Source organism: Paenibacillus lentimorbus NRRL B-30488 (genome assembly GCF_000411595.1).
Lineage (GTDB): Bacteria > Bacillota > Bacilli > Bacillales > Bacillaceae > Bacillus > Bacillus velezensis.
Genome location: NZ_ANAT01000004.1, coordinates 59,828 through 80,845, shown reverse-complemented (window position 1 = coordinate 80,845; position 21,018 = coordinate 59,828). Strand labels below are relative to the sequence as shown.

Below are 21,018 nucleotides of genomic sequence, written 5' to 3'. Positions count from 1 at the left end.
TGGAGAAGTACTCAAGTGGCTGAAGAGGCGCCCCTGCTAAGGGTGTAGGTCGCGTAAGCGGCGCGAGGGTTCAAATCCCTCCTTCTCCGCCAGATAAGTTCTCAACCAGACGGCCCGTTGGTCAAGCGGTTAAGACACCGCCCTTTCACGGCGGTAACACGGGTTCGAATCCCGTACGGGTCACCATTTACCTTCGTTGGGCTATAGCCAAGCGGTAAGGCAACGGACTTTGACTCCGTCATGCGTTGGTTCGAATCCAGCTAGCCCAGCCATTTTATTTAAAAATTTTGAATCACTTTTAGAGCGAGCCATTAGCTCAGTTGGTAGAGCATCTGACTTTTAATCAGAGGGTCGAAGGTTCGAGTCCTTCATGGCTCACCACTTGTCACGCGGGTGTGGCGGAATTGGCAGACGCGCTAGACTTAGGATCTAGTGTCTTACGACGTGGGGGTTCGAGTCCCTTCACCCGCACTTTCTTTTCAAAGTGCTGATCATCATCACTAGCTTATATGCTTAGTGGAAAGACAGCTTCATAGCACGCGGTCGTGGCGGAATGGCAGACGCGCTAGGTTGAGGGCCTAGTGGGTGAATAACCCGTGGAGGTTCAAGTCCTCTCGGCCGCATCTCAATGATACCAAGGGTTTAGACAACTCTTGGTATTTTTTTGTTACCTTGACAACTCACCAAGATAAGTAAAATAAAAAACGAAGGGCTTCATTACTCCCAATTACTGTCCAGAAATATGAAAAAACATCAAAAAAGGTGTAAATAATGATAATGAGCGCTGTATAACCCTTAAATATAGGACATGATAATATTTCATAAGGCTGAGGGGAAAAGAGCAAGAAAAGCAGGAGCGGAAAATTGGAGAAAAGTAATTACTAATCGGTTTGATTTGCATCATATTGGATTTAATACAAAAACCTTTTATTTCTAGAAAAAGAGAAGATGAAAAACCTGGAGTGAATTTATCTCCAAAGTATAGAAAGTAAGGAATCTTTTAAAAAACTAAAAAATGATGAAATTACGGAAAGGTAATGAGTGATTACCTTTCCGTAATTCGTTAATTATTTCTTTGGGCAATTTTATATTTCATCTTAACACTGCCACCTTGAGCCGTTGGTGAAGCTGTAAATGTGTAATTGTATGTCCAACCAAACCAACCATTTTTAACCTCGGCAGAAATGTTGCCTTGCTTGCCTGGTGCGATGGTTCTTGAGACTTTTCCATCAATTGATATTTTTATGTCATTACTTCCGTTATTTGAAATCCAGAAGTTTACTTGTGCTCCGTCATTCTCATCTAATTCGAACTCCCGACTCCAGCTTGATTGATCAACAGAGCCCTCTGAAACCTCCTTGTCTAGAGCTTTGAATACCCCACTTGTAACTGCATAATTTTTCGGCGATACACTTGTAGTCGACTTCGCAAAAGCAGGTATAGTACAAGTTCCAACAATTACACCAGCTATCAGAGTCGATGTTACTCCTTTGAAAATGGATTTAAGATTCACGATCAAGCACTCCTTTTAATTTCATTTATTACACATACATATTCCGCATACACAATACAAATAATACCATGTAAAATAATTACAGTAAACGTTCTTTTGGATAATAATGTTTGTAACTCAACTTTTGTACCCCAAACATCCCAAATCAGACAAGTAAACCTTGATATAGCTAGGTAAGTGGAAATTGCGATCTTCTTATTGAGGCACTGCTACTAGCAAAGATTTTCCGATACCCGCAAAACGCAAAAACTATCGCACCTAGTGGGCGAGACTGCATTACTTCTCTTGTTAGTGGTTTCTTAGGTTTTAGCTGAAATTACAAATTTAAAGGTAATATTTTCAGTGATTTTTGAAAACAGGTGGAAATGAAGATAAAGAATGCTTTATTTATAAGGTTTATGTAATACTTGATACGTTTTCATTAGGTTGAAGGCCCAGCGGGTGAATAACCCGTGAAGGTTCAAGTCCTCTCGGCCGCATCTCAATAATACCAAGGGTAATAGAGAGATCCTTGGTATTTTTTTGTGCTTATTTTTAAATGATCTACTGCCCACTTACCTAAAGTAAGTCATCTGCAGTAGACATCGCACAAATATTTTCATCATTTATAGTTAGCTTACTAATGCCTCAAACTCCAATTTGCAAAAGTAGAGAAAGTGCTGCTAAGCATGGAAGAAAACCAAGACTTCGAGGAGAATGTTTGCTGATGTTGAAGATTTTTCGATTGAAGTTGCTATTATTTTCATGAACGAGGAAGCTTAATGCTTTCTACGAAAAATTAAAAAGGGGAGATGATTAATGAGAATCAGCCGGGTTCTATTGGCTGCAGTGATTTTAGGTAGTGTATTTTCAATCACTTATTTGCAAAGTGATCAAAATACTCAACGTATCTGGCAATTCTTTGCTTGGTTCTTATTTGTCGATAGTCGCAGTAAAGAAAGCACTAAACAACATATTAAAGAGATTCTTTTAATATGACGGACACATATGACAGTTTGCGATTGTCGAAATTCAATGTATAACCCTTGTTCAACTTACCAAGTTCAGTTAAAAGTTTGTTAAAATTGTGATAAATGTATGAAAGGATTAAATGTTCATGCCGAAACATTAGGATTACAGGGAAGGGGAACAAATACATGTCGATTTACCATAAAGTAATTGGAGATGGATATCCGATCGTTATGTTGCATGGTTGGACACTTGACCATCAGGTGATGTTAAATGCAATGGAACCGTTATTCGAGAAACGAAGCGGTTGGAAGAGAATATACATAGACTTACCAGGTATGGGACATTCTAAGCCACAACCGTCTATTCAGAACTCTGATGATGTTTTAGAAGCGATATTGCGTCTTTTGGACGAGATTATTCCTGATCAACAGTTTATTGTTTGTGGTAATTCATATGGAGGGTACATTGCCAGAGGTATCGTTCGTTCACGTCAGGAAACAGTTCGTGGATTACTGCTGATGGCACCATTAACTATACCCGAATTCGATGAAAGGGTAGTACCGCAGAAGACTGTTCTAAAAAGAGACAGCGACTTGATATCACATTTGTCTTCGGAGGAGGCGGATGAATTTTGCTCTATGGGGATTGTGCAAGGTAAAACTGAATGGGAGAGGTTTCGGGATGAAATTTTACTTCCATCTAAACAAACAAATTATGAATTCGTAAACAACATTCGTCAAAATGGATATGGGTTTACCTTCGATATTTCATCTAAACTTGAGTATCCCACGCTAATTATCACAGGGCGTCAGGACAATGTAGTCGGATACCACGATGCATGGCGGCTACTCGAAGATTACCCAAGGGCAACTTTTGCAGTACTTGATATGGCTGGTCACAACCTGCAAATCGAACAAACCGATGTATTTAATTCATTGGTTCACAACTGGTTAAACAGACTTGAGTCGGAAAATTTTTGATTGGTGTAACTTTCCATAAGTGTGAGTTTACTGTTACAATCCCAATTAATTAAACAATAATTAAGATAAGGAATATTGGGATTTCCTATAATGTTTAGTAATTATTAGTATTTACTGTCATTGAGGGTAATTTAATCGATTAAAAATAAAACCATTATTTCATACCCGGTGCTACTTATTTCTGTTGTAGTCTAAGGTAAAGAAAGTCGAAAAGGTATACGAAATTCTTCATACAAATTAAAGTTTTGAATGAAAGTGCAGGATTAAACTCCTGCTCTTTTTCTTTCTAATTGGGCTAGATTAAACGCAGACGGTTATTCCTTGGGAAAAACAAAAAAATTTCTTCTATCCATTGACTAGCTTGGCTTTAGCCGGGTTTCTTTCACCCTGTTGGGCTTGTCAGATTTTAAAAAGGTATGCTACGTTTATAGTGTTTTGTTTCACCTGATTGTGGGGTAATAAAGATAGAATCAGTAAATAATTCTTAGGAACGACCTCAATCTTATAATAAACATATTGGAAGACGTAATGGAAGAACTAAAATAAAGGTTTAGGATACTTTGAAGAAATAAAAGTTTTTTATCGATTGTGATCATATTCACAATAGAGCTGTATGAAGGGGAATCATTTCTCCAAATAGTCTGCAGAAAATACCAACCACAGCCCAAGGATATGTCACTAACTGCTTTGGCTGGTGTTATCTGTTGGCTGTTTCTCTTTTTGTTGCTTCTTGTATTATTTTTAGTCCAATCGGCAAAAATAAGTTAAGAAAACCAGCGAAAACACTGAATTTCAGCCTTCTTTCCTGGTTTACAATGTTATTTGGCGCTGATATGGATATTAGTCTAGTCTTTTAAGGTACAGTTGAGCCAATCAGCCACTATGCCGTTAGCTCTCCATCAGGTGAAACAGAAACCCCCAGACTTTTAGAGAAGCATTACGCTACACATTCTGGGACTGCATGCTTGGACCGTTTATGCGCTTGTATAATGTGGATTTGATAATTAAGGAGTCGATATTATTAAATGAAGTTTAACAAGAAAAAAATTAACGTTGTAGACATTCAAAAAGCGAAGAAAAGCGTGTTTGCTACAGGGATAGGAAACGCGATGGAATGGTTTGATTTTGCTTTATATTCTTATTTGGCAGTTATTATTAGTAAAAACTTTTTCAGTCCAGTTCAAAACGATGAATTAAAGTTAATATTTACTTTTGCTACATTTGCAATTGCCTTCTTACTTAGACCGGTAGGCGGAATTATTTTTGGTAAAATGGGTGATAAATTTGGTCGGAAAATAGTATTAACAATTACTATTTTAATGATGGCTTTATCTACTTTAATAATTGGTGTGCTTCCTACCTATGATCAGATTGGTGTATGGGCCCCTATATTATTACTCTTTGCCCGTATTCTGCAAGGCTTTTCTGTGGGTGGAGAGTACGCTGGGGCAATGGTATATATCGCAGAATCTTCTCCAGATAATAAACGTATAAGGTTAGGCAGCGGTTTAGAAATCGGCACATTATCTGGTTATATAGTAGCTTCTGTTTTAGTTACAGTACTTTTCTGGACTTTATCTGATGTTCAAATGAATAGTTGGGGATGGAGAATTCCTTTCTTCTTAAGTATTCCAATAGGATTATTTGGTTTATATTTGAGAAGTCATTTAGATGAATCACCAATCTTTGAAAGTGACCTCTCTGAAAACCAAGAACAACAACCAGGTTTATTAGAAGTCATTAAAACATATAAAAAAGATATCTTTTTATGTATCGTATTTGTGGCATTTTTCAATATAACCAATTACCTATTGTTAGGTTATATGCCGTCTTATTTAGATGAGAACCTTGGTATAAGTGATAATATAAGTACACCGGTTACAGCAATTGTATTGATTATTATGGTACCGTTCGCTTTAACTTTTGGTAAACTGGGAGATAAATTAGGAAATAAAAAAGTTATAACAATTGGATTAGTATTAGGAATTGTATTTTCGATTATCTCTTTCCAATTTCTTAATATGGGGAATATAACTTTCTTATTTATAGGACTTTTAATGTTAGGTATTGTATTATCTGTATACGAAGGTACTATGCCAGGATCTTTACCTACGTTGTTCCATACTGACATTAGATATCGTACATTATCCTGGACATTCAACTTATCAGTTTCTATTTTTGGCGGAACAACACCTTTAGTTGCTTCTTGGTTAACCCATGTGACAAGAAACAATTTGGCGCCGGGTTTCTATTTATTGGCAGTCAGTTTAATTGGCTTAATAGTTGTGTTAACCTTATTTAAAGATACTTCAGGTAAATCTTTAAAAGGTTCTTACCCAACAGTTGCTTCTAAAGCTGAATTTCAAGAAGCTGTTGAAAATCCAAAAGATTCACTGTGGTGGAAAATGGAACAAACAGAAAAGGAATGAAAAAAACACCCATTTAATTGAACGACTACTCGAAATACAGACTCAGAATAAGCTGGGATTATCCGAGCAGCAATGACTGCAGCTCTTTTATATTCTGGAGGGCTCACTGCTTTGCAAAAGCAGCGTTGCTATTCTCGATCGTCATTATTTTATTGGTTGTGTCCTAATAATAAAACATTGACGCAAGAACGAAGAGAAATTAAAAGGTCCGGGCAATACAGCAAAATAAGAAGCTTTGTTATGCCAGTTCTTCTCCCGAAGGAGAGCTGGCTTTTTATTTTCTATATGGGGTCCAAAGCAGAAAACGAGAACTTGTACGCTAACTAATCAACAAAGGTTTTTTGGATATGAAGAGGGTGAAGTGGTGAAAAAATGGAGTTTGTTGTGGAGTTAGCTTTTCAATTAGGGGGACATCTCAACAACAAAATAATAACCAGCCCGATTAAAAAGCTCATCAAAAGTTCCATTATTCCAATATACGATCCACTCAATTATTTGAGTGGATCTGTTTGTTTTTTATTTATTTGCAGCAGTCTCTATGTGACGAAACAATAGATGGATTAAAACCCTTTACGCAGCCAGGTTGCGGCAAGATCAATTGCTCCGCGCGCAGCTTCAGTTTTAGCTAAGGCGTTGAGCATCACGAAATCGTGAATGATACCTTGGAAACGTACGGCAGTGACCGGAACACCAGCTTCACGAAGTTTATTGGCATATGCTTCTCCCTCGTCACGAAGTACATCAGCTTCAGCTGTGATAATCAATGCAGGTGGAAGCCCTTGAAGCTGCTCAGCAGTTGCACGCAGAGGTGATGCTGTAATTTCAGCACGCTCGTCCGAATTGTTTGTGTACTGATCCCAAAACCACATCATCGCATCCTTGCGCAAAAAGTATCCCGTAGCAAACTGCTGATAGGATTCTGTATCGAAAGAAGCGTCTGTTACCGGATAGAAAAGTAATTGTTGCCGGATATTCAAGTCACCTCGTGCTTTGGCCATTAGCGTGACAGCAGCAGTCATATTGCCTCCAACACTATCACCTGCAATTGTTAGACTCTCGGGAATCATGCCGTTCTCACGGCCATTTTCAGCTGCCCACTTCACTACTGCATAGATTTCTTCAATGGCTGTCGGATATTTTGCTTCTGGAGATAAGGTGTAATTTGGAAAGACAATAGCAGCTTGTGCTCCGACTGCTAGCTCACGGATGAGCCGATCATGTGTATGCTCATTACCAAATACCCAGCCGGCCCCATGAATGTACACGATGACAGGAAGGTGCGCAGGTGCATTCTGCGGGCGCATTATTCTTACTGATACCTGTCCGCTCGGTCCTCCTGAAATCATAATATCTTCAATATCAACTGGCAGTTTATCAATTGGGTCAGATTGAACCTCATCTACAGCTTCTCGTCCTTTCTCAGGTCCAAGGTCGAATAGATAGGGTGGGTTCGCGGTTGCTTCTGCAAATTCTTGAGCTGCTTTTTCTAATTGTACTTTCTTTAACATCAATCTCACTCCTTATTTGAAGGTTGGTCACCTATATGTTTTAATCAAAATTTTTTATTCCATTACCTATTGATCTTGGCAACTTTCGTCTTATATTGCTGTTGTAATGATTTGTACATCAATATTTCCGCGAGTAGCTTTAGAATATGGACATACTTGATGAGCTGCATGTGTTAATTCTTCCGCTTGCTCTTGAGATACCCCTTGAATTTCCACCTCCAGAACAACTCCGATTTTATAACCATTATCACTTTCATCTTTTAATAAACTTACTTTACCGGTAACAGCTGATTCGATTTTTAATCGTTGTCTCTGGGCTGCTAAATGAAGAGCACTGTCATAACAAGCTGAATAGCCTGCCGCAAATAATTGTTCTGGATTTGTAGCAGTGGATACTTGATTTGGTTTTGGCATAGCTAAATCCAAATCAATAATAAGATCATTAGATGTTACATGACCTTCTCTTCCGCCTTTTGTTGTAGCTTCTGCTGTAAAATATACTGTCATCATCAAACACTCCTATAAATTAAATTTAACACAATTGAATTTTAATCAATCTAATCAGCGTTGTCAATTAAATTTTTGAAAATTAAATTGTTCTCAATTGAAATTTGCAATTAAAATCCTCTAAATGATTGATTAGACTAAAATAAAGAACAGTTTTCGGCAGTTTAAAGTTAGTGTACATAATAACCATATTGAGAAAATAGGAGATCATATTATTGGTGATGGATTCTTTCTGATTTTGCATAAGTTATGATTAATTAAATTGTTAGTCATTCAATTTTACTTAATTTAATTCTTATGCTATTATGGGTAGTAATGAATATAAATATTGTGAGGGATTTAACATGAAGAATGATAAATTACTGTTAAGTAATCATCTATGTTTTGCGATTTATGCAGCTTCCCGTGAAATGATAAAGTTATACCATCCTCTCTTAAAAGAATTAGGAATTACGTATCCACAGTATTTGGTTCTTCTTGTTTTATGGGAGAAGGAAAAAATATCTGTTAAAGGTTTAGGCGAAGAATTATATCTGGACTCCGGAACATTAACTCCAGTTTTAAAACGACTTGAGGAGCGAGGTCTTATTATAAGAGAGCGTTCAAAAGAGGATGAACGAAGTGTAATTATTACGTTAACAACTGAAGGGAATGAGTTTAAAGAAAAAGTCACAATGATCCCTAATGCAGTATTTGATAAAACCGGTTGTAATGAAGCAGAAATTAAAAGTTATAATAAGGAAATTCGTAATTTACTTCACATGCTGACAACTGAGCAATAGTTTTATGAATATAGATCGTGGGCCAAGCGGGTGAATAACCTGCGGAGGTTCAAGTCCTCTCGGCCGATCCCTATGATACCAAGGGTTTTGACACCTTTTGTATTTTTTGTTTATAGACTTACTGTAGTAGGTCGTATGATTTGTCAGTCACCTTCATCCTTCTGCTGACTGCGTGCGGCGGTAGTAAATAGGATAATGCAATTAATGAAGTGATTAAGCAGGAGAAGAAAGTCAGAAAAGAAATGCGAGCAGATTCTGATGAGTACAAGAGAGATAACGCCATAATTCGTGTATATGATGACGGGCAGTATATTCAGCTTGCGTTTTAGCAGCCGGAAGAAAGTTCTCGCAAGCTTACTGCTTAAAAATCCATTTTTTTTAATCGAAAAATCAATATCAATTCGGGGCTGGATTCAATATGATCCAGTCCCTTTTTGTTTTATTGATTTTTCTTATCCCCAGTCTGATAAAAGATTTTCTGTGAATCATTTAACAATTATTGGCCGATTTTTCTTTTTCGATAATATCCTTTACCACATCCTCAATTGTTATATGTCCAAGAGCTTTTTCCAAGGCAGATTGGGCGAGTTCAAATATTGGACCAATTGTACTTTGAATGTTCCGGCCTACAGGACATTGAGGATTGGGATTTTCATGTATACTAAACAATTCTTTATTTTGAACAACATTAACTGCTCTATAAACATCAAGTAAGGTGATTTCAGTTAAATCCTTCGCTAATTCAGCTCCTGCAATACCTGGCCGTACATTTACTAAACCTGCTTTTTTCAGCATCCCCATAATTTTTCTTATTAAGGCGGGATTTGTATTTACACTTCCAGCTAAAAATTCAGAAGTGCTAATTCCGTCTTCATTTATTTCAATAAGAGCCAATATATGAATTCCTACAGCAAAACGGCTGCTAATAGACATGATTTCTTCACCATCCTAATTACTTAACACTCTTTATAGTACACTTGTAACTGAATGTATTACAAGTTTATTTTACTCTAATATGCTCAATTAACAAAATGATAAAAGTATTGACAAATAAATAAGGTGTAACTAAAATTATTACATGTAATCAATTTGGTTACATTTAAAATTTTGAATGATTAGGAGGACTTTAAATTGAAAATTGGAATCATTGGTGCAACCGGAAAAGCTGGAAGTCTTATCTTGAAAGAAGCGGTAAGCAGGGGACATGAAGTAACTGCAATTGTAAGAGATGCTGCAAAACTTAAAGAGGAAAAGATTTCAATCATTGAAAAAATATAATTGATCTGACATCGGATGATCTAAAAAAGTTAGATGTAGTAGTTAATGCCTTCGGAGCTCCATTAGGAGAAGAACAGGCACATGTAGATGCTGGCCGGGCATTAATTAGGGCATTAAAAGGAATGGGGACAAGAGCCGTAATTGTAGGCGGAGCAGGGAGTCTTTATGTAGACGAAAATAAAACTGTCAGTGTAATGGATACACCAGATTTCCCGGAGATTTTTATTCCAACAGCTAAAGGGCAAGGTCGTAACTTGCAAGAACTAAAGGAAACTTCTGATATTAACTGGACATTTATCAGTCCTTCAGCGGTATTTGACCCAGACGGGAAAAGAACTGGATTTTATCAGTCAGGAAAAGATCATCTTCTGGTGAATTCGAAAGGCGAAAGTTATATCAGCTATGCAGACTATGCAATTGCAGTATTGGATGAAATAGAAAATCCAAAACATATAAATGAACGCTTTACAGTTGTGGGAGAAGCTGAATAAGTTACTGAGTAGAAACAAAGGGTGCCATTAGCGTCATCGCTAATGGCATTTTCCTTTTAAGAATGTACGCAGACATTGAAAACTTTGCAATCAGAGTAGCTGATTATTTTTATGAAAAAGGGGATTTATCATGTTCCAATGAATATTATCGAGCTGATGACAGAGCAGGTGCTTAGTGAGTTGGATCAAAAAATACGTATAAATAGCTCTGACTAAAACCTTTGCGGGTTAGTTAGAGCTTTTGTAAACCCACTCGTTTTCATGAGTGGGCTTTTTAAAAATACACCTCTCAACATGATATTTATTATTAAGTACGGTAAGGGGTCCGTCAAAACTTCTAAATTACAAATGAAGGTTCTCACTAAAAAACCTGCCGCACGTTTAACAAATAAAACATGAATGAACATATTATTAATTTGCAGTTATTTCCGTTTCGTGCTATGATAAAGGAGAATTATTTTTGTTCGTGTAAAGGATAGTATGAATATCGACTTTTCGTCTTGATGATACTTTGGGCAAGGATAGTAATACAATGTGTAATACACTAGGAGGCAACAAAAATGGAACAAGGTACAGTTAAATGGTTTAATGCAGAAAAAGGTTTTGGATTTATCGAACGTGAAAATGGAGACGATGTATTCGTACACTTTTCTGCAATCCAAAGTGACGGATTCAAATCTTTAGACGAAGGTCAAAAAGTAACGTTTGACGTTGAGCAAGGTGCTCGTGGAGCTCAAGCTGCTAACGTTCAAAAAACTGCTTAATCTTCAATCGTTTATACAAACAGGCTCTTTATATAGGGCCTGTTTTTTTATGTTCTCTGTATCATACTGAATAAAAAACCCTACTCAACGTTCGAGTAGGGACAGATGCTACAAGGTAAGAAAAAGGTTTAAAACCTCAAAGGATTGTTTACAGTATAACATACCGGATTGACGATATGTGGAATATATAAATGATTTGTTTTTATGTTCTCAAGATAACTGTATGTTATTCTATTCTTTGTTACAATTCGTATATCTCTTTTATGAAAAGAAGATAAACAACTGCTATTCACTGTCGCAAGAGATGTAAGGAATTCTTAAAGATAAAGAGGGGAGTGGTTGTTTTTTCTTCCGGAAATAATCACTTAGACCTAAAACAATGAAAGCCCTGCCTCTCTTCCATCCTTACGGCTCCTTGTCCGTGCCAGTGTGAATCAGGATTACAAAAATCAAGTGACTATTTCATCGAGAATTCAAGTGTTCGTTGAAGAAAAATAAAACAGATTAGATTGAGGAGTAATAAAAGCGGTTAATGTTTAAAAAGTAAGTTGAAGAAGTTGAACGTCTAATCGTAATATTCCGAAAAATTATCTGTCATTAACCTTAACAGAAACTTTTTATTTGGTTTTCAGTGATTCCTTTAATGACTTCCAGTTCACTAATCAAAAATTCATATGCATTATCCAACATTTTTTTTTCGCTTGAATTAAGTGCTTTTTCTTTCTTCATTCGCATTAAATCACGTACAACTTCAGCACCTTCTTGTATTTCACCCGTTTTTATTTTGTTCGTGTTTACTATATACCTTTGCTTCCACGGCAGTAACCTATCTGATTCTCCATGCTGAAAAATGTGTATAATGTGTTTTAATGCACGTATATCAGTAACTGGCCGTATATTTGAACTCGATATTTTACGCGTTGGAATCATAACTGTCATATTACTGATTGACATTCTTATGACATAATACTGTTGTTTTTCCTCTAAGAATTGTTTTTCTTCTATGGCTTCAATCGTACCTGCTCCGTGCATTGGATAAACAATGTTATCGCCAATTTGAAACATATAATCCACCTCCATATATGGGAACTTAACTTAAGGTTACCATATATGAAGTGAGATATCAAATTTTTAATAATAACATGATCGTTTATTTGTGTCAATAACTTTTTTTAAAAAACAACATCAAAACAAGAGGGAACCTGCGGGATTCCTAAAAAAAGGGAAGGTCAATTGGTCGGGGTATATATTGGAATCTCGACTAATTAACAGAGATCAGTTTTTCGTTGAAAATGAGTTATTAAATATCCTTTAGGAGTTCATGCCTTGACATCAATGACACGTTTACTAATCTATATGGGCACAATTTAATCACCGATTTCTAACCATCATTCATGAAAACATAGTAATGAAAACAAGCTTTCATAACCTCAGTGTATCTGTCATTCTTCTGCGTGCGGCGGAATTAGATATGATAATTCGATTAATGAAATGATAAAATAGGAGAAGAAAGCCAGAAAAGAAATGAGTGCAGATTCAGATGAGAAACACAAGAATAACTCATCATGATCGTATTCGTACACATTTTTACAGAGGAGGACAATTATGATTGGAATACTGGCAGGCATGGGGCCAAAATCTACTGGGCCATTTGTAGATAAAGTCGTAGACGAGTGCCAAAAAATATATGGAGCAATACATGACATGGATTTTCCTCATATGATGATTTATTCCTGTCCGACACCTTTCTACATGAATAAACCTCTCAATCATACGGACATGGAAAATGCAATTATTGAGGGTGCTGTAAAGCTTGAAAAAACGGGTGTTGATTTTATTGCCATTCCATGTAATACCGCACATCTCTATTTTAATCAAATAAAAAATCGATTTCAGTCCCTTTACTAAACATGATTGATGAAACCATAAAAAAATACCTAAAGGCTCAAAAAAAGCAGCTCTTTTAGCCACCGTTCCTACGGTTCAATCCGGAATATTTCAAGAAGCGTTAAACAGAGAAGGTTATGATTTTTTACATCAAGATAGTTGGCAAATCTATGTCAATCAAATAATAGAAAAGATTAAACAAGGTCAAATCGATGAGGCTAGTACACTATATGATGAATTACACCGTGAATTAGCAGAAAAGGTTGATACGGTTATCATTGCATGTACGGATTTAAATATGGTTACGGATCAAAAAAGAAGCGGGCTTACCTTTGTTGATTCATCAGCCTGTCTCGCTCAAGCCATTGTAAATAAGTATGTATCATTAACAAAATAAGTCATCTGATTTATCAGCAAATTCAGGGCGCTTTTTTCCTTTAAAGCGCCCGGCTTCGGCAGATACATGATCCTCAATTACTTCTTTGAATGTAACTTCCCCGCGTTATTGTTCTTTTAACCTTGAATACTTTCGATACGCTTTATAGAAACTGCAGCCAAATAGAACAGCCATAAGGGCGGGAAGCGACCTCAAAAGGGCAAATGGAGTTTCAAATAAAAATGCCTTCCAAAACATTGCGCCTTCCATACTCCACAGACCTTCAGCTAAATACAAACCTGAATCCTTGTAAATCAAATAAGAATAAAACAAGCACAGTAACCCAAAACAAGATGAAAAACTCATTAGTCTTTTATAATAATTACTCTTTGACTGGCGATCCGAGAAGATTTCATTTTGATCATCATCTTCTTTTTGCCAATATCGAGTTCCAAGCCCCCAAGGGCCATTTATATAACTCCAGCCGAAGTCTTCATAGATCTCTTTGTAATCTTTAAATTTTTCTTTGATAAATAATCTTGATAATCCAGTCTCATCACATATTTTTTGTCGGTTTTTTCGAAAGTGTATATTCCTAATCCGCTGATATTTGTACAGCGATAGCCTTTTTGTAATTGCTCGTTCAGCCATTGCTCCTCTTTTTCAATATCAAAAAACATCTTAAATTTCTTCATTCGATTCACTTCCTTCGTGCAGGGATAAAATATGCAGTAACCTGTTTTGTTCCATCTTCAAAATGGCGCTTCCTTCCGCAGTTATCTTATAGACTTTTCTCCGGCCTGATTCTCCAACAGGCTCAATCCAGCCATGCTTATTCAAGTTTTCAATCGCGCCGTATAATGTGCCGGCTGCTAAAATAACAGTTCCGTTACTCATCTTTTCGATCTTCTGCATGGCGGCATAGCCATGAAGCGGCTCACGCAGAGCTAATAAAATATAATGCATGGTTTCAGACAGCGGTAATAATTTATGTTTCATATCCTCATCCTCTATTCAGTTCGACTATATAGTTAAACTTAATACAGTTCAACTGAATAGTCAATGGTCTTTTCAAAATTTGTAAAAGGAACTTGAAAATCAAATCTAAAAAGTCGCTTTCTTTACGTAATGGGAAGCGACTTTTTTGTATGTCCATATTAACGTCAAAAGAATGTATCCCGGTACGTAACTGTTTTCCGATGTAACAGTGTCGTTTATTTTCAATGTGATTTTTTACGGTAAGAAAATCATCAAATTGAAAGGGGATGAAAATTAATAGTTGACTCAAGCAACTGTTTCGATTACGATGGAAAAAGTTGCTTAAGTCAATCTTTTGGAGGAGGTTCATCAATTTGGAAACAAAACGTGTTTTGGCATTCAGACAATTTAATAGATTTTATACAGATGTTTTGGGTTTTCTAAATGAACATATTTATGACAGTCCATTCTCTTTAACGGAAACCAGGATTTTATACGAAATTTATAATACGCCCGATTGTACAGCAAAAATCATTCAAGAAAGGTTAGACCTGGACAGAGGATATGTAAGCAGAATTATCAGAAAATTTGAAGGAGAAGGCTTCATATACAAGCAAAAATGCAGAGAAGACGGACGCAACTATTTCCTTTATGTCACCGAGTCAGGGAAAAGTATTTATAAAAGCCTGGAGAAAAAAGCCAATCAGCAGGTTGAATATATCCTTGAACGCATAGACAAAGAGGAACAAGAAAAACTTGTACATTCAATGGAAACCATTCAAAATATTTTGCAGCATTCTTTTTATGATAAAGAATCTCCGATTTCAATAAGAGACTATTATACTTCAGAGGATGTCAAAAACATAATTGAGAAACAGCGATTATTTTATGCCGAATCCCATGGCTGGGATGAAACATTTTTATCCTATCTTCACGATACGTTTAAAGCGGATATTGAAAAAATATGGGTGGCAGAAAGCGGGAATCAATTTGCGGGTTGTATCGGCTTAGTGAATGACGATGAAAAAACAGGTCAGTTAAGGTGGTTCTTAGTCGATCCGTCATTTCAAAGAAAAGGTGTCGGCAGCCGTCTGATTAAGGCACTTGTTCAATATTGTAAAGAAAATGGATATGAGCGTATATTTCTTTGGACGGTAAGAGACATGTCAACAGCCCGGCCATTGTATAAAAAGAATGGATTCGAAATTACAGAAATTCATGAAGAAAAACCTTTATGGGGATCAAATTTAATAGAAGAGCGCTGGGATTTGGAATTATAAAGTGAGGGGGGATAGGATGCGAATAAAATATCACTATGCATGGATCATTGTGTTTGTCACTTTTTTTCACCTTTTTTAGCGGTTCAAGGCGCGCGTCTTTCATTTGGAGCTTTTGTTGAACCATGGGAAAAAGATTTTTCTATGAATAGAGGAACAATCTCACTTATTTCCACTCTGAGTTTTATCATATATGGCATATCTCAGCCCATAATAGGGAGGCTGGTTGATAAATTAGGTCCCCGAATGATTTTGTCAGTCAGCACTTTCTTGGTCGGGATCAGCTTTATATTGACTTCTTTTGTGAATCATCCATGGCAATTATTTATCCTTTACGGAATTGCTATCTCCGTCGGTGTCGGAGGGGCATCCAATGTAGCCGCAACAGTTGTTGTTACAAATTGGTTTAATGAAAAACGCGGACTTGCTTTTGGAATTATGGAGGCAGGGTTTGGCGCGGGTCAGATGCTTCTTGTTCCCGGCTCTCTTATTTTGATTCAATGGTTTAACTGGAAGTTAACTGTAGTGATTTTGGGTCTGCTTTTAATGGTTATTGTGTTTCCTGTCATACTGTTATTTTTACGGAATCATCCCGGCGAGATGGGGTTATCTCCTATGGGCGGTTTTATGAAAGCAGAAGCTGAAAGTGAACAGCATACGGCCCGCTTTTCTGTTTGGGCAGTGTTTTGCAAGAAACAATTCTGGTTTTTAATATTACCTTTTGCTATATGCGGTTTTACAACTACAGGGCTGATGGATACTCACCTTATCCCTTTTTCTCATGACCATGGATTTTCAACAAGTGTAACCAGTGCCGCAGTTAGTGTATTGGCGGGATTTAATATATTGGGGATAATTATTTCAGGCATTGCGGCAGACCGTTGGAGCAGTAAAAAGATGCTTATTCTTTTATATGCCATACGCGCATTATCAATTTGTATCCTGTTATATAGTCATCATCCGGTCATATTACTTATTTTTGCCACCCTGTTTGGACTAGTTGATTTTGCAACTGTAGCTCCTACTCAAATGTTAGCCACGCAATATTTTAAACAATATTCAGTTGGTTTTATTTTAGGCTGGTTATTCCTGAGCCATCAGATAGGATCAGCGCTGGGAGCTTATGTACCGGGTTTTCTCTATAGTGAAATGGGTAACTATGATCTTTCTTTTTATTTCTCAATTATTATTTTGTTGGGAGCGGCAATATTTACTTTCTTACTGCCTGAAACGGTGAAAATAAAAAAGAGCAAAAACCGACCGATTCAGCTTCAAATGAAACAGTATCCCAGCGTGTGAATAACCCGTGAAGGTCCAAATCCTCTCGGCCGAATAAAAAATACCAAGGGTTTGAGTCCCTTGGTATTTTTTGTTCATTGTATGATGATGTAAACTGCTTGCTTATTTAGCGCTGTCGTTCCAGTTTTTCTCTATAAATGTATTCGCAGGCTGTAAGTTGGTTTTGTTCGCAATTTCAATGACAGCGGGAACCACGGAAGGGTCTGTTTTGGAGAAGTTAGGAATCCGCGGATCTAACCGGAAAAAGCGATCTCCCAGCAGATTCGCGCTGACCATGGATTCATAGTAGCCATTTCCGCCGGAGATCATCTGAAGAAATGGCAGTAAAGGTTCATTAGGCGACCTGTCCAAAAGGACTCCCCAATTTGGAGGAAGGTTCTTCAGATTTTCGGGACGTATGTTATCCGCACTTACCATTCCCCATCCCCTCGTATCTCTTCTTAACCGAGTCGGGGCTTCACCTGTCCCGATGGATAGCGCCGCAATTTGATCCAATGGCACGTTGGCTTTACCAACCGCAAACGCGATACTCGCCGTACTGGGGTTCGTTGCCACTACATATCCGTCCACGTAGTTTTGATAGGCGCGCTGTGTCGTGGGAGCACCGCTGCTCCGCAGTATGACATCACTCACTTTCTCATTTAAATAGGGAGAGCCGGGAAAGTTGTGAAATAATACGGGCGTCCAACGATCCAGTGCCGGGGAGTATAATTTGAATGAAGGGACAACAATTCGTTTTCTTACATCTTTAAGACGAAGGCCTGGCGGGAAAAAGTTTCGTACCGCTTTAATAAAACCGGAATATGGTAATTGCTGATTGAAAACAGGTCCGCCCGGCCGGGAAGTGCTGAATGCGGGCAGGATTTCATCCTCAAAATACTGAAGTGTTTCCTTCGGAGATCTTCCGCTTGCTAGTGCCAAGGCAGTAAATGAACCGATTGAATTTCCCGCAAATACATGGGTTCGGCTTATTAATGCCGGATTTTCTTCAGCCAGTCTGTTCAATAGTTGTAAACTTAAAGCACCTAAGGTACCGCCCCCGTCAAAGGTCATGATCCGATATTTTGCCAAAGCTGATTTCTCCTTTCTGATGAAAACTATCATTCAGTATATGTTCAGCCAGAGTCTATTGTATGGATGAATGAATATCTCCTTATCTTAAAAATGGTTTGATTATCAATCCAGCGAGTCGGGAAAGAATATGTTTGCAGGAAATAACTGATCAAACAGCTGAAAATGATGTCTGGGTCTAGCCTGTAACAAAAAAACGATCAAAATTCCAAAAGACCGAATGACGATTAGAGAAAATGATCAGGAAAACCAATTAAGAATAATTTAAGGTTAAATATTGAAAAAATTTGTTAATATTATAATACATTGTTTGGAAATGCAATCATTTTATAAGGAGTTTTCTAATTGCGTTGGAGTAAATGGTTCAATATTTTTTGCATAGCAGCATTGGGATCAATATATGGCTATAAATTGTTTACTAACCAAGAAGTCAGTACGGCTCGTGTAATCATAGCTGCTGCAATTATCTTGTGGAACATTGTCGGACTTTTTAGCAAAGAACCAGTAAAACAAACACAGCAAGCAAACTAAAAGCCAAAAAATACTTTCCAATCGTTCAATAAAAAGGGTGCTGCAGCGTGCAGCATCCTTTTTATCATTTTCACAAAAAACCAAGGGTTTAACCCCTTGGTTTTTCGTAGTCTCCCTTTTTAAGCTGTTTATGATAATCGTCAAAATCATTCAAGTTTCATCAAGCATCCAGAATCTGTTGCAATGATAAATGAAAATTGCCCTAAAAATGTGCCGGTTCATCAAAATACCAGTCCAAGCTGCAGTTCTTTCTTTACATAGTATGTAGAGATTAAAAAATGAGAGAAGGAGTGGCGTAATGTATTATAACGAAGGTGAAGATCAACAGTACGTTCCGAAGAAAAAGCCATACAATGAAGCCTGTGACCTTGGTCATGATTTTGATATGGCGGACGACGCAGCAAGAGCGGAAGCGGCAAGAGAAGCAGAAGCGAGAGCCAGAGCGGAAGAAGCCATAGCAAGGGCGGAAGAAGCAAGAGCCAGAGCGGCAGAAGCAGCAAAAGCAGCAGCAGAAGCAAAGGTAGAAGCGGCAAAATTAGCAGCCAAAGCGAAATGTAAAAACGTCATAAGAAAGAGAAAAACATGATTGCAAACGTAAGCACAAGAAGAAAAATAAGGGCTTTTCATCATGTAAAAGATAAGATTCAATGTGTATTGATTTTATCCGTACAGGGGTGCAAAAAAGATAAAGAAAAAGATTCTTGTCGGGGGATCAAACAGAAAGATTGCTCAGCAGAACCACGCATGGCAGGGCAAACATAATGTTCTATGGACTTCCATAGTTTGGTCGGGATATCACGCCAATAAATGTAAGTGCCTATCATGGCAGGAGAGACAAGAGTTTCGGCAGCTTGCCGCACTTGTCTTTTTTTGTTTTTTCTCACTTCGCGTATATGTATCTATTTTTAAGTTTGCAGAACATCTGTCTAAGAATTTGTCCAATTCCTGCATATACTGGTATGGGAATCAAATGCTTATTGGGAGTGAAATAGATGGGATCAGCACAGTTAACGGGACGTGTCATCTTCAAAGGGGACCCCGGCTATACAGAGGCGGTTAAGAATTGGAACCCTTATGTTGATGTCTGTCCGCTTGTCTTTGTTTTTGCGCAAAATTCATACGATGTAAGTAATGCTATTAAATGGGCTCGTGAGAAGAATGTGCCTTTGCGTGTCAGAAGCGGCCGCCATGCTCTGGATAAAAATCTTTCCACGGTAAGTGATGGGATTGTTATTGATGTGAGTGACATGAATAACGTTTTCTTAGATGAAAAAAACGCGGTGGCAACCGTTCAAACCGGCATTCACGTCGGCCCGCTTGTAAAAGGTTTAGCTCGGGAAGGTTTTATGGCCCCGTTCGGAGACAGTCCAACCGTCGGAATCGGAGGAATCACGATGGGAGGCGGATTTGGAGTGCTTTCACGATCGATCGGCCTGATAAGTGATAACCTTCTCGCACTGAAAATGGTAGATGCCAAAGGCAGGATCATTCAAGCAAATCATTCCCGCAATGAAGATTTACTGTGGGCTTCCAGAGGCGGCGGAGGAGGCAATTTCGGATATAACACCCAATATACGTTCAAAGTTCACCGTGCCCCTAAAACCGCAACCGTCTTTAATATTATTTGGCCGTGGGAACAGTTAGAAACGGTATTTAAAGCGTGGCAAAAATGGGCGCCGTTTACAGACGAACGATTAGGATGCTACCTTGAGATTTACAGCAAAGTAAATGGTTTGTGCCATGCGGAAGGATTGTTCCTCGGTTCAAAACCGGAGCTGATTCAATTATTAAAACCTTTATTAAATGCCGGAACGCCGGCACAAACAGTAATCAAAACACTATACTACCCGGATTGTATAGATTTCTTAGATCCTGACGAACCGATTCCCGGCAGATCTGATCAGAGTGTTAAATTCTCCTCGGCGTGGGCGCTCAATCTTTGGCCGGAAGAACCTATTGCAGTAATGAGACAATTTTTAGAAAAAGCAACTGGGACAGAAACCAACTTCTTTTTTATCAATTGGGGAGGCGCGATAAGCAGAGTTCCAAGCAGTGAAACAGCCTTCTATTGGCGCCGTCCATTATTTTATACGGAATGGACGGCCAGTTGGGAAAATAAATCACAAGAAGCTTCGAATCTTGCATCAGTTGAAAGAGTGCGTCAGCTGATGAAACCATATGTAACAGGTTCATATGTGAATGTTCCGGATCAAAATATCGAGAACTTCGGAAAAGCATATTATGGCTCAAACTTTGCAAGGCTTCAAAGAATAAAGGCGAAATATGATCCCGAAAATGTTTTCCGTTTTCCGCAAAGCATCCCGCCATCGTATAAATAGGTTGATCGTTGTGGGAAACAAAATAAAAACACACCAGAACATTCAGGTGTGTTTTTA

General features: G+C 37.8%; 16 protein-coding genes, 6 tRNA genes and 8 pseudogenes. 22 read left to right on the top strand and 8 right to left on the bottom strand.

Going from position 1 to position 21,018, the window contains the following annotated elements; all coding sequences use genetic code 11:
• Nucleotide 1: 1 nt before the first annotated feature.
• The 6 genes from D368_RS00580 (at nucleotide 2) to D368_RS00555 (ending at nucleotide 623) form a co-directional block, all read left to right on the top strand.
• Nucleotides 2–92: transfer RNA gene (locus tag D368_RS00580), tRNA-Ser, on the top strand.
• 19 nt (nucleotides 93–111) lie between these two features.
• Nucleotides 112–186: transfer RNA gene (locus D368_RS00575), tRNA-Glu, on the top strand.
• Between the two features lie 11 nt (nucleotides 187–197).
• Nucleotides 198–272: transfer RNA gene (locus D368_RS00570), tRNA-Gln, on the top strand.
• A 33-nt stretch (nucleotides 273–305) separates the two neighbouring features.
• Nucleotides 306–381: transfer RNA gene (locus D368_RS00565), tRNA-Lys, on the top strand.
• Nucleotides 382–389: 8 nt separating this feature from the next.
• Nucleotides 390–471: transfer RNA gene (locus tag D368_RS00560), tRNA-Leu, on the top strand.
• Between the two features lie 68 nt (nucleotides 472–539).
• Nucleotides 540–623: transfer RNA gene (locus tag D368_RS00555), tRNA-Leu, on the top strand.
• A 440-nt stretch (nucleotides 624–1,063) separates the two neighbouring features.
• Here D368_RS00555 and D368_RS00550 read toward each other — a convergent pair.
• Complete coding sequence (locus D368_RS00550) at nucleotides 1,064–1,513, bottom strand: hypothetical protein (RefSeq protein ID WP_128574470.1); 450 nt, start codon at nucleotides 1,511–1,513, stop codon at nucleotides 1,064–1,066.
• A 798-nt stretch (nucleotides 1,514–2,311) separates the two neighbouring features.
• Here D368_RS00550 and D368_RS00545 point away from each other — a divergent pair.
• The 5 genes and pseudogenes from D368_RS00545 to D368_RS00525 all read left to right on the top strand — a co-directional run.
• Nucleotides 2,312–2,398, top strand: a pseudogene (locus D368_RS00545) (phosphatase RapI inhibitor PhrI); the annotation flags it as partial.
• An 18-nt stretch (nucleotides 2,399–2,416) separates the two neighbouring features.
• Nucleotides 2,417–2,535 (top strand): annotated as a pseudogene (locus D368_RS00540) (IS1595 family transposase); the annotation flags it as partial.
• Nucleotides 2,536–2,649: 114 nt separating this feature from the next.
• A complete protein-coding gene (locus tag D368_RS00535) occupies nucleotides 2,650–3,444 on the top strand; it encodes an alpha/beta fold hydrolase (RefSeq protein ID WP_101562748.1) in 795 nt (264 codons plus the stop codon).
• Nucleotides 3,445–4,064: 620 nt separating this feature from the next.
• Nucleotides 4,065–4,431: pseudogene (locus D368_RS19760) on the top strand (BCCT family transporter); the annotation flags it as partial.
• Nucleotides 4,432–4,469: 38 nt separating this feature from the next.
• On the top strand, nucleotides 4,470–5,873 hold the full coding sequence (locus tag D368_RS00525) for an MFS transporter (RefSeq protein WP_029974209.1): 1,404 nt from the start codon (nucleotides 4,470–4,472) through the stop codon (nucleotides 5,871–5,873).
• 560 nt (nucleotides 5,874–6,433) lie between these two features.
• On the opposite strand, the gene D368_RS00520 is transcribed toward D368_RS00525, so the two are convergent.
• Nucleotides 6,434–7,381, bottom strand: a complete 948-nt coding sequence (locus D368_RS00520) for an alpha/beta hydrolase (protein WP_101562749.1) — start codon at nucleotides 7,379–7,381, stop codon at nucleotides 6,434–6,436.
• Nucleotides 7,382–7,471: 90 nt separating this feature from the next.
• Entirely contained in the window at nucleotides 7,472–7,891 is a 420-nt protein-coding gene (locus tag D368_RS00515) for an organic hydroperoxide resistance protein (RefSeq protein WP_166460960.1), read from the bottom strand.
• A 341-nt stretch (nucleotides 7,892–8,232) separates the two neighbouring features.
• Between D368_RS00515 and D368_RS00510 the strand changes: the two genes are divergently transcribed.
• Together D368_RS00510 and D368_RS00505 are read left to right on the top strand one after the other, a co-directional pair.
• Nucleotides 8,233–8,670 carry a MarR family winged helix-turn-helix transcriptional regulator gene (locus tag D368_RS00510; protein ID WP_070081409.1) on the top strand — a complete coding sequence of 146 codons (438 nt, stop codon included), beginning with the start codon at nucleotides 8,233–8,235 and terminating at the stop codon, nucleotides 8,668–8,670.
• 200 nt (nucleotides 8,671–8,870) lie between these two features.
• The gene (locus D368_RS00505; protein WP_286674452.1) at nucleotides 8,871–8,999 is read left to right on the top strand and encodes a cystatin-like fold lipoprotein; all 129 of its coding nucleotides are present in this window, start codon (nucleotides 8,871–8,873) and stop codon (nucleotides 8,997–8,999) included.
• Nucleotides 9,000–9,159: 160 nt separating this feature from the next.
• Here the strand turns inward: D368_RS00505 and D368_RS00500 are convergent, their stop codons facing one another.
• Nucleotides 9,160–9,603 carry an Rrf2 family transcriptional regulator gene (locus D368_RS00500; protein ID WP_128574469.1) on the bottom strand — a complete coding sequence of 148 codons (444 nt, stop codon included), beginning with the start codon at nucleotides 9,601–9,603 and terminating at the stop codon, nucleotides 9,160–9,162.
• A gap of 198 nt (nucleotides 9,604–9,801) precedes the next feature.
• Here D368_RS00500 and D368_RS00495 point away from each other — a divergent pair.
• A pseudogene (locus tag D368_RS00495) lies at nucleotides 9,802–10,439 on the top strand (NAD(P)-dependent oxidoreductase).
• A 560-nt stretch (nucleotides 10,440–10,999) separates the two neighbouring features.
• Entirely contained in the window at nucleotides 11,000–11,203 is a 204-nt protein-coding gene (gene cspC, locus D368_RS00490) for a cold shock protein CspC (protein WP_003156143.1), read from the top strand.
• 603 nt (nucleotides 11,204–11,806) lie between these two features.
• Here cspC and D368_RS00485 read toward each other — a convergent pair.
• The gene (locus D368_RS00485) at nucleotides 11,807–12,268 is read right to left on the bottom strand and encodes a CarD family transcriptional regulator (RefSeq protein ID WP_101562753.1); all 462 of its coding nucleotides are present in this window, start codon (nucleotides 12,266–12,268) and stop codon (nucleotides 11,807–11,809) included.
• 540 nt (nucleotides 12,269–12,808) lie between these two features.
• Here D368_RS00485 and D368_RS00480 point away from each other — a divergent pair.
• Nucleotides 12,809–13,487 (top strand): annotated as a pseudogene (locus tag D368_RS00480) (aspartate/glutamate racemase family protein).
• Between the two features lie 105 nt (nucleotides 13,488–13,592).
• Here the strand turns inward: D368_RS00480 and D368_RS00475 are convergent.
• Together D368_RS00475 and D368_RS00470 are read right to left on the bottom strand one after the other, a co-directional pair.
• Nucleotides 13,593–14,161 (bottom strand): annotated as a pseudogene (locus D368_RS00475) (DUF2812 domain-containing protein).
• Complete coding sequence (locus D368_RS00470) at nucleotides 14,148–14,465, bottom strand: PadR family transcriptional regulator (RefSeq protein ID WP_014304415.1); 318 nt, start codon at nucleotides 14,463–14,465, stop codon at nucleotides 14,148–14,150. Before D368_RS00470 ends, D368_RS00475 begins: the two are co-directional and overlap by 14 nt.
• A 353-nt stretch (nucleotides 14,466–14,818) precedes the next feature.
• Between D368_RS00470 and D368_RS00465 the strand changes: the two genes are divergently transcribed.
• On the top strand, nucleotides 14,819–15,724 hold the full coding sequence (locus tag D368_RS00465) for a bifunctional helix-turn-helix transcriptional regulator/GNAT family N-acetyltransferase (RefSeq protein WP_128574468.1): 906 nt from the start codon (nucleotides 14,819–14,821) through the stop codon (nucleotides 15,722–15,724).
• A 16-nt stretch (nucleotides 15,725–15,740) separates the two neighbouring features.
• Nucleotides 15,741–17,031: pseudogene (locus D368_RS00460) on the top strand (MFS transporter).
• Nucleotides 17,032–17,122: 91 nt separating this feature from the next.
• Here D368_RS00460 and cotR read toward each other — a convergent pair.
• On the bottom strand, nucleotides 17,123–18,091 hold the full coding sequence (cotR, locus tag D368_RS00455) for a sporulation hydrolase CotR (RefSeq protein ID WP_128574467.1): 969 nt from the start codon (nucleotides 18,089–18,091) through the stop codon (nucleotides 17,123–17,125).
• A 345-nt stretch (nucleotides 18,092–18,436) separates the two neighbouring features.
• Between cotR and D368_RS00450 the strand changes: the two genes are divergently transcribed.
• From D368_RS00450 to D368_RS00440, 4 genes and pseudogenes are all read left to right on the top strand, one after another.
• Complete coding sequence (locus D368_RS00450) at nucleotides 18,437–18,622, top strand: hypothetical protein (RefSeq protein ID WP_015388652.1); 186 nt, start codon at nucleotides 18,437–18,439, stop codon at nucleotides 18,620–18,622.
• A gap of 298 nt (nucleotides 18,623–18,920) precedes the next feature.
• Nucleotides 18,921–19,263: pseudogene (locus D368_RS00445) on the top strand (hypothetical protein).
• Complete coding sequence (locus D368_RS19755; RefSeq protein WP_486129185.1) at nucleotides 19,205–19,384, top strand: hypothetical protein; 180 nt, start codon at nucleotides 19,205–19,207, stop codon at nucleotides 19,382–19,384. The pseudogene D368_RS00445 and the gene D368_RS19755 overlap by 59 nt, the downstream one beginning before the upstream one ends.
• Nucleotides 19,385–19,614: 230 nt before the next feature.
• Nucleotides 19,615–20,961 carry an FAD-binding oxidoreductase gene (locus tag D368_RS00440; RefSeq protein WP_094247207.1) on the top strand — a complete coding sequence of 449 codons (1,347 nt, stop codon included), beginning with the start codon at nucleotides 19,615–19,617 and terminating at the stop codon, nucleotides 20,959–20,961.
• The last annotated feature ends 57 nt before the right edge of the window (nucleotides 20,962–21,018 follow it).

What these genes read in the sequence shown, in the direction of transcription:
- D368_RS00535 (WP_101562748.1), top strand. Translation starts at nt 2,650, where the DNA reads ATGTCGATTTACCATAAAGTAATTGGAGATGGATATCCGATCGTTATG.
- D368_RS00525 (WP_029974209.1), top strand. Translation starts at nt 4,470, where the DNA reads ATGAAGTTTAACAAGAAAAAAATTAACGTTGTAGACATTCAAAAAGCG.
- D368_RS00520 (WP_101562749.1), bottom strand. Translation starts at nt 7,381, where the DNA reads ATGTTAAAGAAAGTACAATTAGAAAAAGCAGCTCAAGAATTTGCAGAA.
- D368_RS00515 (WP_166460960.1), bottom strand. Translation starts at nt 7,891, where the DNA reads ATGATGACAGTATATTTTACAGCAGAAGCTACAACAAAAGGCGGAAGA.
- D368_RS00510 (WP_070081409.1), top strand. Translation starts at nt 8,233, where the DNA reads ATGAAGAATGATAAATTACTGTTAAGTAATCATCTATGTTTTGCGATT.
- D368_RS00500 (WP_128574469.1), bottom strand. Translation starts at nt 9,603, where the DNA reads ATGTCTATTAGCAGCCGTTTTGCTGTAGGAATTCATATATTGGCTCTT.
- cspC (WP_003156143.1), top strand. Translation starts at nt 11,000, where the DNA reads ATGGAACAAGGTACAGTTAAATGGTTTAATGCAGAAAAAGGTTTTGGA.
- D368_RS00485 (WP_101562753.1), bottom strand. Translation starts at nt 12,268, where the DNA reads ATGTTTCAAATTGGCGATAACATTGTTTATCCAATGCACGGAGCAGGT.
- D368_RS00470 (WP_014304415.1), bottom strand. Translation starts at nt 14,465, where the DNA reads ATGAAACATAAATTATTACCGCTGTCTGAAACCATGCATTATATTTTA.
- D368_RS19755 (WP_486129185.1), top strand. Translation starts at nt 19,205, where the DNA reads ATGATTGCAAACGTAAGCACAAGAAGAAAAATAAGGGCTTTTCATCAT.
- D368_RS00440 (WP_094247207.1), top strand. Translation starts at nt 19,615, where the DNA reads ATGGGATCAGCACAGTTAACGGGACGTGTCATCTTCAAAGGGGACCCC.